This is a genomic window from Marinilabilia rubra (assembly GCF_003121985.1).
Classification (GTDB): domain Bacteria; phylum Bacteroidota; class Bacteroidia; order Bacteroidales; family Marinilabiliaceae; genus Marinilabilia; species Marinilabilia rubra.
In genome coordinates this window covers 70,260-85,799 of record NZ_QEWP01000020.1, presented here as the reverse complement: position 1 = coordinate 85,799, position 15,540 = coordinate 70,260, and the positions used below count along the sequence as shown (strand labels likewise).

General features: G+C 41.9%; 10 protein-coding genes and 1 tRNA gene. 6 read left to right on the top strand and 5 right to left on the bottom strand.

Annotated elements, in window-relative coordinates:
* Positions 1-104: 104 nt before the first annotated feature.
* The 3 genes from DDZ16_RS17835 to DDZ16_RS17825 form a co-directional block, all read right to left on the bottom strand.
* Positions 105-422: a GIY-YIG nuclease family protein gene (locus tag DDZ16_RS17835; protein WP_109265842.1), complete on the bottom strand. Its 318-nt coding sequence runs from the start codon at positions 420-422 to the stop codon at positions 105-107.
* A 52-nt stretch (positions 423-474) separates the two neighbouring features.
* Positions 475-548: transfer RNA gene (locus DDZ16_RS17830), tRNA-Asn, on the bottom strand.
* 157 nt (positions 549-705) lie between these two features.
* A complete protein-coding gene (locus tag DDZ16_RS17825; protein ID WP_109265841.1) occupies positions 706-1,548 on the bottom strand; it encodes a restriction endonuclease in 843 nt (280 codons plus the stop codon).
* A gap of 479 nt (positions 1,549-2,027) precedes the next feature.
* On the opposite strand from DDZ16_RS17825, the gene DDZ16_RS17820 reads away from it, so the two are divergent.
* From DDZ16_RS17820 to cobA, 4 genes are all read left to right on the top strand, one after another.
* On the top strand, positions 2,028-2,504 hold the full coding sequence (locus tag DDZ16_RS17820) for a precorrin-2 dehydrogenase/sirohydrochlorin ferrochelatase family protein (protein ID WP_109265840.1): 477 nt from the start codon (positions 2,028-2,030) through the stop codon (positions 2,502-2,504).
* Between the two features lie 144 nt (positions 2,505-2,648).
* Positions 2,649-4,442: an assimilatory sulfite reductase (NADPH) flavoprotein subunit gene (locus DDZ16_RS17815; protein WP_109265839.1), complete on the top strand. Its 1,794-nt coding sequence runs from the start codon at positions 2,649-2,651 to the stop codon at positions 4,440-4,442.
* A gap of 510 nt (positions 4,443-4,952) precedes the next feature.
* Positions 4,953-6,650, top strand: coding sequence for an NADPH-dependent assimilatory sulfite reductase hemoprotein subunit (locus DDZ16_RS17810; protein WP_109265838.1), 1,698 nt, complete (start codon positions 4,953-4,955; stop codon positions 6,648-6,650).
* Between the two features lie 214 nt (positions 6,651-6,864).
* Entirely contained in the window at positions 6,865-8,154 is a 1,290-nt protein-coding gene (cobA, locus tag DDZ16_RS17805) for a uroporphyrinogen-III C-methyltransferase (protein WP_109265837.1), read from the top strand.
* A gap of 164 nt (positions 8,155-8,318) precedes the next feature.
* Here the strand turns inward: cobA and DDZ16_RS17800 are convergent, their stop codons facing one another.
* On the bottom strand, positions 8,319-8,654 hold the full coding sequence (locus DDZ16_RS17800) for a DUF6686 family protein (RefSeq protein WP_146192258.1): 336 nt from the start codon (positions 8,652-8,654) through the stop codon (positions 8,319-8,321).
* 394 nt (positions 8,655-9,048) lie between these two features.
* On the opposite strand from DDZ16_RS17800, the gene DDZ16_RS17795 reads away from it, so the two are divergent.
* Entirely contained in the window at positions 9,049-9,411 is a 363-nt protein-coding gene (locus DDZ16_RS17795; RefSeq protein WP_158275703.1) for a hypothetical protein, read from the top strand.
* 206 nt (positions 9,412-9,617) lie between these two features.
* A complete protein-coding gene (locus tag DDZ16_RS17790) occupies positions 9,618-11,954 on the top strand; it encodes a TonB-dependent receptor (RefSeq protein WP_109265834.1) in 2,337 nt (778 codons plus the stop codon).
* An 801-nt stretch (positions 11,955-12,755) separates the two neighbouring features.
* Here the strand turns inward: DDZ16_RS17790 and DDZ16_RS17775 are convergent.
* On the bottom strand, positions 12,756-15,086 hold the full coding sequence (locus tag DDZ16_RS17775; RefSeq protein WP_109265831.1) for a TonB-dependent receptor domain-containing protein: 2,331 nt from the start codon (positions 15,084-15,086) through the stop codon (positions 12,756-12,758).
* Positions 15,087-15,540: the final 454 nt, after the last annotated feature.

Here is a 15,540-nt window from a genome sequence, read left to right as displayed (position 1 = left end):
CGAATTACTGGTTTGTTGGTATTTTTGTTTCGCCTGAAGAGTCCCATATATAAATTGTTTTTGTGGTGAAAACAAAAATATTGGATTCTTCGGGCTTTTAAAAATTAAGACTTTCGGATGACAGTGATTGCTTTTCTAATAATTTGTTGGATGAACTCAGCATCGTCCCTATGTGAAATAAGTTTTTCAATGAATATTCTGGACTTTTGCTTTTTTATGAATCTCTCCACTCTATTTGCTTCACTTCTGGAATCAGAGATCTTGAAAAAAGCTTTTAAGGTCCAAGGAATACCTTTGGCTGAGAATTTGGAGAAAACTTCAGGATTATTGTGTTCTTTCAAACGCCGTGTGACATCAGAAGTTTGTCCCACGTAATATTTATCAGCCTTTGGCGAATAAAGGATATACACGAAGAACTCCATAAGTTTGGGTAATAAAAAAAGCCACCTCGAAAAGAGATAGCTGTTAATTTTGCTCCCCAGGTAGGACTTGAACCTACGACCTACGGATTAACAGTCCGCCGCTCTAACCAACTGAGCTACTGAGGAATTTTTGTGCATGATCAAAAGGCATTCCTTTTGTCAATTGCCCTGCAAAAATAGGTGCTTCACCTCAATTATCCAACAAAGATGTCTAAAAAAATTGATGTTTTTTATAGGTTAAAAATTAATTGATTGGTCTTTACTGGTTTAGTTGCCGGAAAAATTAATGATCATCACAAAGGTCCTTGGCTTCATCAATGATTCCGGTTATTTTTCTTTCTGATATCTGTAATGTATGCAGTAATTCTTTATTTTCTTTTAGTTCTTCACAAAGAACAACCCCTTTTTTAAGTAAAAACTGCTTTTGGGCTTTTGTTAATTGCGTTAAAGCCGTAACAGGAAAAGCTCTGTGTTTTTCTGTCAATACCTTCAGACTGTCGTTATCAGGAAAATCCCAGCTCATTAAATTCAATCCGCTACACTTCCCAAATGCCATGGCATCAGTCGTAAATCGGGTATTGGTTACCACCCAGCCATGGAAAGTAAAATCTTTATATTCAGGCAAAGCCTTCCGGGTCTCAATAATGTCGTTTACTCTGGATCGAATATAAAGAGGAACCTGAACGCTTGAAAATTTCCCCTGGCTATTGTGATATTTACATTCTACCAAGTGTTGGTTTTTGTGATTGGAGGCAATTACATCCACTTCGTGGGTCACACATTTTCCATTGACAACCTGTCCAACCTGCACGTCAAATCCCTTACATTTAAAAAGATGGCCTACAAACTGTTCAAAAGGATAGCCGGAAGGCCCTAACTCCATAATGGCCTTTTTGAGACTATAACGGGCAGCCATGCTCCGTCTTTTCTTTCTGAGCAGTCGGAATGCACGAGTATAAATTTGCCTGGTCGAAGTCCCCGGCTGAATCCAATGGATGATGTCGTTTGCAACCTCCTCAATAATATGGCTGTCGGCACCTGATCTTTGAAGCGAATACTTTAATTTTCCCGGATCAAAGGGTTGCTCTTCGCCCGAGGCCTTTTGAATAATAGGAAGTCGACTCATACAATTGTGTTTTTCAAGTGAAACACAATATTAATAAAAATTATGGAGTGATTATTTATTGCCATTAAACCCCTGCCAGGGAATATCCTCTAAACACAAGTTTCTCTACACTTTAACCGATCCACAAATTAATTCCTCATACAAAAACCACCACTTTCAAGACAAAAACATCCGTTTTTCTTTTTTATTTTCAAAAAAGTCATTTACTTTGCTTCATCAATCGAAACAAAAACAAGAAATGGTTCACAATCTTTCTGCAAATATGATGATGGCTATGACATGTACATTGATGTGTATGTGTTGCAATCAATTTATGCAGAAAGGGAAAGAAAGCTGATTTTCGATTTAATAACGAATAAGGTAGGCCCTTCTGCATAATTGCGGAAGGGCTTTTTTTTGCTCTTCTCAACGCGTAAGGGTTTAACAACTCAAAATGAACCGGATAAACGCAATACAAATAGAATTGACATTAAAAAGCCATGAGAGAAAAAAACTACTTACCCATAGCCTTGAACATTGAAGGGGAAAAAATCCTGATCATCGGCGGCGGCCAATCAGCCTGGAAAAAGATTCAGATACTGAAACGCTTCGATGCCGATATTGAGGTTGTGGCACTTCAGGTATGCAAAGAAATTGCGGAAAGTGGTATTCCGTACCGAATCAAACCCTATGAAAAATCTGACCTTATAGGTTATCTGATGTTTTATTCCTGCACCAATAATCGTGACCTGGACATGCAAATAGCCAAAGATGGTTATGAATTGGGAGTTCTTGTAAATATTCATGACCAGCCTAATTTGTGTCAGTTTGTATCCCCCGCCATTTATCAGAAAGACAACATCAGGATTGCCGTGAGCTCGAACGCAAAAGATGTTTATGCTTCAATTGAAACCAGAAATACCATAAAAGCCTTTTTCGAGAAATCTATTAACTACAATAGATCGTTAGATTTTTAGATATTAGATTTAAGATGAATCATATAGTGCTAATAACCAGGGCCTTAAAGCAATCATGCACATGATTCCAAAAAGTTGATTTATAGCCCTTTACAAAAGTTTAACGGAGTATTGTTAACTAACCACTTACAAATTAATCAACCAATGAGTATTAATCATTCCCCACTGTCCGAATTCCAAATCAAGGCGCTTGGAGATTTAACCAATCAGGTCACAGCCGAGCAGGTCATTTGGCTCAATGGATATTTCCAGGGCCTTTCAAAAGGACTATCAGAAGCAGGATCAAACACTAAATCGTCTGCCGGTCAGGCCTCAGGTGAAAAAGTCCCTCTTACCATTTTATTCGGAACACACACTAATCGTAGTAAAAAGATTGCTGAGAGCATTCAGGAAAAGGCTCTGTCCAAAAACTTCGACAGCAAAGTAGTTGGAATGGATGATTACAATCCCAGGGACCTGAAAAAAGAAAAGAATCTGCTGGTTGTGGTCAGCACACATGGAGAAGGAGATCCACCTGAAATGGCTGAGAATTTCCACAAGTTTATCACCGGGAAAAGAGCACCCAAATTACCGGAACTCAACTTCTCCGTTCTGGCCCTCGGTGACAAATCTTACAAACATTTTTGCAAAACCGGCATCGAAATATATCAGTCCCTGCGCCGTGCAGGAGCGACCCGGTTCACCCCTATAGTGAAGTGCGATGTGGATTATGAGGATGATGCCAACCAATGGAAAAAAGATGCCTTCGCTGAGCTGGAGAAGCTGAAACCATCTTCACAGGTTTCAGAAGTAAAGCCAACTGCATCCGAAACACATGAAAGCGGTTCTTATTCCCGAAAATATCCGTTTGAAGCAACCATCCTCGAGAAAGTAAGAATTACCGGCCGCGAATCGGACAAAGAAATTTACCATTTAGAGATTTCACTTGAAGACTCCGGCTTAACGTATGAGCCGGGCGATGCTCTGGGAGTTATTGCTCAAAATCCGGAAAACCTGGTGATTGGGATTCTGGAGGCCTTAAATGATGAAGGCCTTGAAACAATTGACACACATGCAGGGAGGCTTACCCTGAAAAATGCATTGCAACATCATTACGAAATAACGATTTTAACGCGGGATATTATCTCAAAATATGCCCAACAAACAAAGAACAAACAAGTAGAAGCTCTTTTAAAAGACGAAAAGAAACTGGACGAATACCTTTACGGACATGATGTTCTGGACTTGCTACATGAATTCCCGACAAGTATCACACCTGTAGATTTACTCAAAATATTGAGACCTCTCCCACCCCGTTTATACAGTATCTCCTCAAGTCAGGATGCAGTGGGCGAAGAGGTTCACATAACTGTCTCAAAAGTCCAGTATGAGAACAAGGGGCGTCAACGCCTTGGCGCCTGCTCAGGCTTTCATCTGGCTGAAAACTTAAAGGTTGATGATACCATATTGGTCTACATTGAAAAGAACCCAAACTTCAGATTGCCCGAAAACGGTACCCCAATCATCATGGTAGGAGCAGGAACTGGCATCGCCCCTTACCGGGCATTTCTGCAACAAAGAGAATCGGCCAAACAAAAAGGCAAGACCTGGTTATTTTTTGGGGAACGCCATTTCTCATCCGACTTTCTTTACCAAACTGAATGGCAACAATATCTTAAGAAGGGATATCTGCAAAAAATTGACCTGGCATTCTCCCGCGATCAAAAAGAGAAAGTTTACGTGCAGCACAAACTGAAAAAGCAACAAAAGAAGCTTTACAAGTGGCTGGAAGACGGCGCTGTCTTTTACTTGTGCGGAGACATGAAACACATGGCCAGAGATGTAGAAACGACTCTTCACAAAATAATTGAGAAACAAGGCGGTATGACGACAGACAAAGCCAGAGACTACATCAAAAAGCTTAAAAAAGAGAAACGCTTCCAGGCAGATGTGTATTGAGATATTAGATTTTTAGATCAATAGACAAAAGATTTAAGAATTGCCTACAGCAACCCCATTTTTAGGTATGGCGAATCTTTCTTGAGAAAGCGGCAGAGCCGAAGCAATTCCGCTATTTCCCCCCGAAAAAAATAAATAAAGACAACAAGAAACTGTTTGAATTATGTTTTTAGAAGATGTTTTTGAAGGATTGAGTTCCCAGACAAGTCAAAATTGACACGAATAGCAACGCTATTTAGTGCCCGTCTATAAAGTCGGGAATGTTTGTAAAAAGTTATTTGTCTGGTCAGAAAGGGCCCGTTGCATCCCGATTCTTCGGGAGCGAAGCCGCCAAAAACGGAGTTTACTTGGGTAAATGAGTATTTTGGAGGCAAGCGTAACGCAGCAAGTGGTACTTTATGGACAGACTCTATTTAAGGAAATTTTGACGAAGTATAAGAGCTCAAGACCAGAAAACATCCCAAAAGTTAAACAGTTTCTAAGTAACCTATCAACTTAAAACCAGGAACTATGAGCAACCAAATAGATTGGAGTACCCTTTCAGAAGTGGAGAAAATAAAATACGATAGCAACTATCTGAGAGGCACTCTGGAGGAGAGTTTAAAAGATCCGGTCACCGGATCCATCGCTGCCAGCGACACCCAGATTTCCAAGTTTCACGGCATCTATCAGCAACACGACCGTGACATTGCCCACGAACGTAAGCACCAAAAACTGGAACCTGCTTTTTCCTTTCTGATCAGAGTAAGGCTTCCGGGGGGTATCGCAACAGCCGATCAATGGCTGCAAATGGATCAATTATCGGAAACGCATGCCAACAAAACTTTAAAGCTCACCACCAGGCAGGCATTTCAGCTACATGGCGTCATCAAGAAAGACTTAAAAACAACCATTAAAGGCATCAATGACGCTTTGCTTGACACCATCGCAGCCTGTGGTGATGTGAACCGGAATGTTATGTCGCATGCCAATCCTGCAGAATCAGACCTTCATGCCCAGGTCTACCAATTGGCCGGGGATATATCCCGTCACCTGATACCTCAAACTTCGGCCTACCACGAAATTTGGCTTGATAAAAAACTGGTTTCTTCGAGTAAAGAAGAAACCGAACCACTTTACGGGAGACAATATCTGCCACGGAAGTTTAAAATAGGTGTAGCCATTCCACCTTACAACGATGTGGATGTCTTCTCCCAGGATCTGGGCTTTATTGCCATTGAAGAAAACGGAAAGCTCGCAGGCTATAACATTGCAGCAGGAGGTGGAATGGGATCGACCTTTGGAATCCCGGAAACCTACCCCAGGCTGGGTGATGTAATTGGTTTTTGTAAGCCGGATCAGGCCATAGACGTGGCTGAAAAAATTGTTCTCATCCAAAAAAATAATGGGGACCGGCAAAACCGAAAGCAAGCGCGGCTGAAATACACCATAGATAGAAACGGGCTTGACTGGTTCAAAAAAGAATTATTCAGTGCTCTGGGATATGAATTGCAAGCCCCCAGGCCCTTTAAATTTACACGAAACGGCGACCGCTATGGATGGAAACAAGGCACTGACGGCAAATGGAGCCTTAACTTGTTTGTAGAAGGTGGGCGGGTAAAAGATTTGCCTGGCTATCCATTAAAAACCGCTTTACGCGAAGTAGCTAAAAAAGTGAAAGATGCGCAATTTATTCTAACCGGAAACCAAAATCTGGTAATTGCCAACACTGAGAAAAAGCAAAAGGTGGCTGAGATATTGAAAGAACACGGCGTTTGGCCTGCGCCCCTCTCAGGCTTGCGCCAAAACAGTATTGCCTGTGTCGCGCTCAACACCTGTGGTCTTGCTTTCGCAGAAGCCGAACGGTACTTACCTGATCTTATATCCAAAATTGAAAAGATTCTGGAGAAACATGATCTTTTGAAAAACGAGATAGTCATCCGGATGACAGGTTGTCCCAATGGCTGTGGCCGTCCGTACCTGGCAGAGATAGGTTTGATAGGAAAATCACCAGGCAACTACAATCTTTATTTGGGTGGCAGTAATAATGGAACCCGCCTAAACGCCTTATATAAAGAAACACTCAATGAGGAACAAATTTTGGCTGAATTGAAGCCCATCATAGCAGACTATGCCTCCAATAAAAAGAGTAACGAACCTTTTGGTGACTTTGTTATTCGCCAAAATTATGTGCAGGAGATAACTCAGGGTAGAGATTTCAAACACTAAAAAGCAAAATCATAAATAACCGGATTATGAAACCAATTAGAATTAATGCCAAGATGAATCGTATTTCTGCATTGCACCTGAATTGTATGTGCAACATGATGTTCTGTAAAGCAGAAACAACAATGAGAGTATAGTCATAACTACCTGCTTACCTAAACATTTTGACAGGGGCTCTCAATAAACGAGAGTCCCTTTCTTTTTAAAAACTATAATTATGAGTATCCATAAAACCGAATTCCTTCCTGTATCATTGAACATTACAGGAAAGAAAATATTAATCATAGGGGCCGGAAAGGTGGCCCTCCAAAAAGCCAGAAGCCTTTCCCGCTTCGAGGTTTCAATCAGTGTTTTGGGGACTGAAATCCATCCGGATTTTAACCAATCAGATAATATTCAGATCATCAAAAAAGAGTATGAGCCCGAAGATTTAGGAGGGCATTATTTAATTTATGCCTGTACCAACAATCCCGGGATCAACCAGAAAATAAAAGAAGACAGCTATCAACGAAACATACTGGTCAGCATTGCAGACGCCCCGCAAACAGGTGATTTTGTTTCTCCTGCCATTTACAAAAATGAGAATGTAACCGTAGCCGTTGGATCCAATGGAAAGAACCCATCTAAATCGGTTAAAATCCGAAATCTGATCAGAGATCATCTTAATATTGAATCGGATCAAATCAGGATCAAAAAAGATGCTGCAACCACCTACAACAGGAATAAGGACTCCCCTCCTCTGCATCAGGAAATTGCCAATAAAAAAGGAAAAGTGATTTTGGCAGGTTTTGGCCCGGGTGACCCGGGATTACTGACTTTAAAATCCAACCAATACCTTGAGGAAGCCGACTTCATTTTTCATGATGCTTTGCTGGATGTCTCATACCTGGATCGGTTTAAGGCCCAAAAAATTCCAGTTGGTAAAAGGTGCGGCCAACATTACAAAAAACAGGAAGAAATCAACGAGATGCTTTTGGAGGCAGCATTTACCGGCAAGAATGTGGTGCGGTTGAAAGGAGGCGATCCCTTTGTATTTGGCCGGGGCGGCGAAGAAGTTGCGTTTCTCAACCAACACCAGGTTGATGTGGAAGTAATACCCGGAATTACCAGCGCATTTGCAGCTGCAGCCCAGTTCGGCATTCCATTAACTCAACGAGAGGTTTCGTCGTCGCTCGCATTCCTGGTGGGACACAATTTATCCACACGCCCTTTTCCCAAAGCCGATACCCTGGTATTTTATATGGGTGCCAAACATCAGTGTGAACTATCCCAGGCCCTGATTGAAGAAGGCTGGGATAAATCAACTCCGGTAGCATTGTTAAGTAACATTTCAAATACCAGCTCAAAAGCTGTCATCACTCAGCTTGACAAACTTTGCAAGGAAAAAGGAGCCATTGAGACACCATTGCTGATAATTGTAGGCGAAACCATAAGAAGTATTTCCGACCTTACAGAATCAGCTCCTGAGAAGGCCGCAAAAAAAGCCGGAGAACCAGTATCACTTTAAGAAGAGTATGAGCAGAAGATAGTTTGGACAGTTATAAAAAAAGAAAGGAGACCGGCATACTGATCTCCTTTCTGCTTTTTCAACTAATCATCAATCATATTTTCAAAATCCCAACATTTTGGGATATCTGTAAAAATTAACTCCGGTTATCGGATATTAAGATTCTAATTCACCCCAATTTCAGACACCAGATATGACGCACATCTTTCGGGTCGTTTCTTCTCAATACCCAGCAAAACTCTAATCTCTTTTACCTCTCTGGAGTTGAATACCGCTGTCAGGTTCCTCGGCCCAACAGGAACCACTATTTTCCTTTTATATGGCGATAAAGCATTGGCACTCTCCCAGTAATCCTCATTCAAATTCTTGAAAAAATCAATGAAATTTGAATACTCCTGAGGCGAAAAATTAAAATTCAGGTTATTATACTCAATGTGAATCTTTGAGCAACTATCACATTTAAAGACTGTCCCGTTCGTGGTGCGGTTTAGAATTTCCATATCGGCTTTATTTTCATACAAATTTGGGGGCTTTTAAGAATTCTCACAATCCCCATCATTCGTGATTTTAATATATAGCAGCCACATTAAAATCATTACCAGAATCTGATTATCGGAATTTACCACATAATATCATTTCTAATCATCCACGGCGAGTAACATAATCATTACACCCATAAAATAACCAAAACAGGGGGCAATCATGAAAACTCAGAAAAATGAACATTAGCCCAGATATTACAGGAAAGCCCTAAAGAACCTGCTAAACCCGACAATCAGGACCTACAACTCCCATATAACAGGGTCTCCCAACATATTGGTATTTTGCTTTGTAAGCCCCCGTTTTATTACCGAAAAATTTCCGGAAAGAAATAAATGCTATACTTTTGCTGGCATGAAACAAGGTCAACATAATACCATCATTCGAATGACAGCACTACTTATGATCGCTGCCATGAGTTTGTTGATTCTTAACAAGGCCTTGTTTACTCATACCCATATTACAAAAGGTGGCCAAATCATTTCTCACTCCCACCCTTTTAAACCAGAAACAGGCAATAACTCTCCTGCTGCCCACCAACACACGGCAGTTCAATTTCACCTTCTGGATAATTTGCAATTGTTCTTCCCCATCCTGTTCCTTTTTATTTCGCTGGCACTTTTCAGAAACAAGAAAAAGTATACTACCTCACTAAAAGCTCATTTCTCAGAATCTGATATTGCGAGTAGGTATGGGAGAGCCCCACCCGTTCTTTAATATCTTTATCCCCCTCACTTTTCCGGTTATATCTCTGATTTTTCACCGGAAATCAATTTCAAAACAACATAACTGATATTTTGGCCAATACGCCACTGTTTTATTGACATTTGTATATCCCATTCAGATGCTTCAAATGGCAGGCACATTGCTCATGTCAGAACACTAATGTTTTATTCCTTTTGTCTAAAATCAAACCTCCGAAAATGAAAACTTCAAGAATCCTTATATCTCTATCTCTCCTATTCGTCTTTTTTACCATCGCACCTATTTTTGCCGAAGGAGAAGAAAAACGCACCAATGCCAATCTAACCGGCCAGGTGCTGAGTCAGGACGGAGAGAGCATTCCCTTTGCAACGATCAATATTGTTAATACAACCATTGGAACAGCAACTGATGAAACAGGGAAATACAGTCTGGCCAACCTTCCAACCGGCAGTCTCAGGATAAAAGCCCAGTATCTGGGATACAAGCCCAAGGTTATTGAAATACAAATCACTGAAGGGGAAACCAAAGAGGTTAAGTTTGAGCTTGAAGAGGACGTACTTGGGATTGAAGAAATTGTGGTAACCGCAGATCGTAACGAAAAAAACCGGAAAGAATCCTCAACCATAGTCAACACTCTCACTTCAAAACTATTTAATACGGTACAGGCTGTGACGTTGAGTGACGGTCTTAACTATTGTCCGGGGGTTCGAATGGAAAGCAATTGTCAAAATTGTGGCTTCTCGCAGGTTCGTATGAATGGCATGGAAGGCCCTTATTCTCAGATTCTGATCAACAGCCGTCCCATTTTCAGTGGATTGGCAGGGGTTTACGGACTCGAGCTGATTCCCTCCAACATGATTGAGCGCATCGAAGTAATCCGTGGTGGAGGCTCTGCCCTTTATGGCAGTAACGCCATCGCCGGCACTATCAATCTCATCCTCAAAGATCCCATCAATAACTCGTATGAATTTGGGGCCGGCAGCGGATTAATTGGCTTAGGCATGGATGAGTCAGGCGGTACAGCGCAGGATCACACTGTAAACTTTAATACATCTGTGGTTTCCCAGGATAACAAAACAGGGATGGCCGTATATGGGTTCTACCGGAACAAAGAGCCATTTGATGCCAATGACGATTCATTTTCGGAATTGATGGAGTTAAATAATACTACAATTGGAGGACGCATATACCACCGATTTGACACCCGGGATAAAATCACTGCCGACTTTTTCAACATCAAAGAAAGTCGTCGGGGCGGTAACAAATTTGACATGCCGCATCATATGGCGGATATATCAGAGGCCGTTGAACACAACATCACCACCGGTGCGGTTAGCTACGACAGGTTTTTCCGCGAAGCAGACAAGCTTTCGGTTTATGTATCCGGACAAAATGTTGACAGAGATTCCTATTACGGAGCCAACCAGTCGCTTTCAGATTATGGCAACACCAAAGACTTTTCATATACTGCCGGTGCCCAGTACAACGCCGTTTTGGGAGAGACCAATCTTTTGCTGGGTATAGAAGACAACGGCGCCTGGCTGACCGATAAAAAACTCGGCTACATCAATGAAGAAGGCACCTATGTGGATAACCGCATTGTTGCCGACCAGGCCTCCAACACCTTTGGCTCATTTATGCAATACGAGTTTGACCTCAGTAAATTAAACGTATCGGTTGGTGCCCGGTTCGACCACTATACCATCGAGGATGAATCCAATGGAAGCTCAACCTCAGGTGATGTATTAAGTCCGCGTGTGACATTAAAGTATGATATTCTGAGTTCACTCCAGGCCAGGGCCAGCTATTCGCAAGGCTACAGAGCTCCGCAGATTTTCGATGAAGACCTGCACATTGAAACCTCAGGGGCCAAGAAAGTGATACATGAAAACGCTGATGCCCTTGAACAGGAAACCAGTCACAGTTATATGTTCTCGTTAGACTTCAATAAGCAACTGGGTACATCATTCTTAAACCTTCTGGCAGAAGGATTTTATACACAGCTCGACAATGCCTTCGCCAATGAATTTGGAGAACCCAATGCAGACGGCACGGTTGTTTACACCAGAGTAAACGCCGAAAAAGGGGCCACCGTACAAGGTGTAAATATTGAGGCTAACTTTGTTCCAAGTTCAAAAGTTAATCTGAAAGGTGGATTCACCATCCAAACAAGCGAGTACGAAGAAGTACACGAACTTAATGAAACAAAATTCTTCCGTACACCCGAAAATTATGGATATTTTGCCCTTGATTGGGACCCGGTTGAAAATCTCTGCATCTCTTCTACCGGAAACTACACAGGATCCATGCTCGTTCCTTACAACGAAAGCGTGCTGCGAGAATCCGATCCTTTCTATGAACTGGGCGCAAAGATTCGCTACAATATAAAAATCAATGGCGCCAAATTGCAACTTTACGCTGGTATGAAAAACATCTTCAATTCTTACCAGGATGATTTTGATTCAGGTATCAACAGAGATCCTGCTTATGTTTACGGGCCCACCAGTCCACGGACTTTCTATTTCGGAATTAAGCTTGGTAATATGTTGGATTAACTAATTGCAAAATCTATTGTCCGGCAAATCAATAGATTTTTCTATTGCGCTCAAGCCGCGCTGGCTTTTACTTTTTTTCTACAGCAAAAAAAAGTAAACAAAAAATGCCGTCGCTTAAAGAATCCCGAAATAAGTTTTTGTTGCTTTTGCCATTTTGGGCAAAAGCTTACAAAACTATAATCGGGAAAAAATCAGGGTATATTCCTAAAATCCGAAAACTCGCTACGCTCAAACAGTTCGGATTTTTAAACGGAATACACCCAGATTTTCTTAACGAGATTTTCTTAATGCGATAGGACAGCCCAAACTTTAATCACACATTTCAAGCACCATAATATTCAAACAATTGGCCATTAAAAAACAGAATTCAACCGGACACCAATACTTGCAAAAGGAAGTAATGCAAAGCCGCTCCTCAATTTCGAAAGAACATGAGAAGCGGCTTTTTTATGAGTATACGTTTCAATCTAAGGTTTGGCGGATTCTTTCCCGGTAAAGGAGAAAACGCCCGGGATGATGAGAAAACGCCCGGGATGATGAGAAAATACCCGGGAGCGTGAAAAACTGTCCCGGGGCGGCCCAAACTTCCCCGGAAAGGCGAAAAACTGTCCCGGGGCGGCTCAAAACCTCCCGGGGCAGCTCAAAAAGCCCCGGGACAGCCAGAAAATGCCCGGGGCACCTTAAAAACTCCCGGGACGCCTCAAATTCTTCCGGGACGGGTAAAATATCCCCGGGAAAGACACAAGAAGTTGTTTAAAAGACTTTTTCAACAGACCCTATTTAGCGAATTGGCCCGGGCCATCAAAACCCCTTTCTCACCCGTTTATTCTCAAACTCATCCGAATTTTGAATCCGCTCCTTTTTCAGTCCTGATGAAAAAGAATACTTGATTTTAAACCAGAGAGGAAATTTGGATGTCAGGATATTATCCGTTGAGTTTTCAATAAAACCATCTCCTTTAAGAGAATGCCCCTGGTAAGTCACCTCCTCAGCAAAAGGTACGGCACTGGTTACGCCCACAGATAGATTCTCGAAAAACGATTTCTCAAGAGAAACGAAATAAAGAAAATCCTCGAAAGATGATGACTGAATATGATGTACATCGGCACGTTGCATACCTGAGGCAGAAAAAGAAAACCCATTCATCATCCGCAGCGACAAACCAAAGCCCCATTCGGCTGCCCACTTTTCCTCAGAGGTGATTTGATGAGATTTTGCCAATTGTCCCGGATGGGTTTCCAGATGAAAAGCCCTGAAATATGGATTGAACGACAACCGCTTGAAAGGTGTCAAAGCTGCTTTAAACCGAACACCTAACCTTGTAATATCTCCCAGGTTATAAGGTTTCACAAAGAACTCACCAGGATTAGGCATAGTGGTCAGATTGGCGACAACATCGGTACTTTTGGAATAAAACGGCCCGACAGAGAAGAACTGATTCCCTGCCAGTAAAGAATACTCCAACGCCAGTTCCTGATTAAAACCGGGCTCAAGAGAAGGGTTTCCCTGCTGTTGGGTAAAAACATCTGTTTGCAGCAAAGCCGGATTCAACTGAAAAATATGAGGACGGCGGACAGATCGCCGGTAACTCAGTTTAACCTGATGCTTGTCGGCCGGCTTAAATGAAAGTGACACAAACGGGAATAAAGACACTTGATCATCAACCTCCTCCTGTGGAGCTTCGGCATTTGAATATTCTGTCCTGAAACCTGCCTGACCATTAAAGCGATCAGCATTAAAAGAAAAGGTCGAAAACAGGGAAAGAATATTCTCCTGATAATCTGACGTAGAAGAACCGGACTCTCCAAGCTGCCTGTAACGATTCTCAAGACCTGCCGCCAAGCCCCATCTTGAACCAAGATCGGAATGATAATTCAGTCTTCCCACAAAAGCTTTTTCAAAAGGATCAGAATAACCGGATAAAACCTCATAATTACTGCTGTATTGTGTTCCCCTACTTCCATCATACTGGTAATAATTGGCTTCCACGACCAATGCCCGATTATGGCTGTCAAATAAATGCTTGTAAAAGACAGAACCGCCAAAAGCCAGATTTTCATCCAGATCATCCTTTGCAAAGACATTTTCAAAACCGGTATTATTATCTGATTGCAGGATGGCTGTCACCTGGCCATCCTGCTCGTTTGAGTAAGGATTGACAAAAGCATAAACATTCACCTGATTGGCTGAATCGGGGAACCAATCTAATCCGCCCATTACTTTATGCGACCAGTTTTCCTGATGCAGAGCTCCATGGCTGTCCAACACCATCTCTGGCTCTCCAAAAACCCTTTTGGTATTCTTTGCTTCTATATCAAAATAGCTAAACTCACCTCTGTAAGAACCAAAAACATTCACTTTCTCTGTGCTGTATAAAATGCCGGCTGAAGGGAAAGAGTAAATCTCCCCTGAACTCAGAGGAATTTCACCTAATATATGACCGCTGATTCCCTTAGAATTTTTCCGTTTGGTAAGCACATTTACCACAGCAGTAATATTAGATCGGTATTGAGCCCCGGGTTGATGATCGATTTCAATCTTATCAATCAACTCAGAATCGAGTTGCCCCAAAAAATCGGGCGACCGCTCAATACCATCTACCATAATAATAACATTTTCACTTCCTTCCACCATCACATTCTGCATCATATCCACCTGGATACCCGGCACAAACTTTACAATATCAATACCGGAGGCAGAAGCTTTCTTCATATTGCTGTTGACAAAGTAGGTGGTTGCCCCATCTTTACTCTTAGCCTTAATACGTTCTCTCACTGCTTTAACTTCATTCAAAGCATAAGAACGCGGGTGAAGCGTAATATCCACAATTTCTTCGTCTTCCAGCGAAACTTGCCGCAAAGCTGAAGTAAAACCGACACAGCTGACCTGAATCAGTCCTGCTGATACATTTGAAACAGCCAGTGCAAAGTGACCTGTCTCTCCCGTAATAGTTCCGGATACCAAATTAGAATCAGGTAAGGCCAAAAAAGCGACAGTTGCAAATTCCACCGGCTGCCCCTTTTGACCGGTTACTGTTCCTGTAATGTTTCCTTTTGACTGACCACTGGCAATGTTGACAAAAAGAAAAACCAAAAACAGGTTAAAGCTGAAATGTTTAAAAATCCTCATCATGACTCCCTTTTTTTTGTTAATTACTCTGTTTTAAAAACCGGAAAACCAACCTCAAATAATTCTCAGAGGTAATAGCCTCGCCGGTTTTGATATTACAAAGTGACAAAAGGGTGTTTCAAACCCCAAATAAATGGGATACTCTGATAGGTTTTGTGACAGGCTGATAAGAAGTCTGATCTATCTGTGACGAATAACAAGAAGTTGTGATGAGATGTAAATAACAACAGGCATAGTTTGGAAAGGCAGAAGAATAATTATTGGCTGTAGTTTAAAAATGCGTTTTTGCCCTTAGAGATTAAATAGTGTAAGGCCTTGCATGGACAAAGTCACCATATTAAAGAAAAAAGGGCATCATTGGTCCTCCTGAAAAGGTAGTACCGAATTAGGTCTGGCGGATTCCGATCCGCCACCAGAGGTAAAACGGCGGATCGGCTTCGGCTCTGCCGCTTTCCCA

What these genes read in the sequence shown, in the direction of transcription:
- DDZ16_RS17820 (WP_109265840.1), top strand. Translation starts at nt 2,028, where the DNA reads ATGAGAGAAAAAAACTACTTACCCATAGCCTTGAACATTGAAGGGGAA.
- DDZ16_RS17825 (WP_109265841.1), bottom strand. Translation starts at nt 1,548, where the DNA reads ATGAGTCGACTTCCTATTATTCAAAAGGCCTCGGGCGAAGAGCAACCC.
- DDZ16_RS17815 (WP_109265839.1), top strand. Translation starts at nt 2,649, where the DNA reads ATGAGTATTAATCATTCCCCACTGTCCGAATTCCAAATCAAGGCGCTT.
- cobA (WP_109265837.1), top strand. Translation starts at nt 6,865, where the DNA reads ATGAGTATCCATAAAACCGAATTCCTTCCTGTATCATTGAACATTACA.
- DDZ16_RS17775 (WP_109265831.1), bottom strand. Translation starts at nt 15,086, where the DNA reads ATGATGAGGATTTTTAAACATTTCAGCTTTAACCTGTTTTTGGTTTTT.
- DDZ16_RS17795 (WP_158275703.1), top strand. Translation starts at nt 9,049, where the DNA reads ATGAAACAAGGTCAACATAATACCATCATTCGAATGACAGCACTACTT.
- DDZ16_RS17800 (WP_146192258.1), bottom strand. Translation starts at nt 8,654, where the DNA reads ATGGAAATTCTAAACCGCACCACGAACGGGACAGTCTTTAAATGTGAT.
- DDZ16_RS17835 (WP_109265842.1), bottom strand. Translation starts at nt 422, where the DNA reads ATGGAGTTCTTCGTGTATATCCTTTATTCGCCAAAGGCTGATAAATAT.
- DDZ16_RS17810 (WP_109265838.1), top strand. Translation starts at nt 4,953, where the DNA reads ATGAGCAACCAAATAGATTGGAGTACCCTTTCAGAAGTGGAGAAAATA.
- DDZ16_RS17790 (WP_109265834.1), top strand. Translation starts at nt 9,618, where the DNA reads ATGAAAACTTCAAGAATCCTTATATCTCTATCTCTCCTATTCGTCTTT.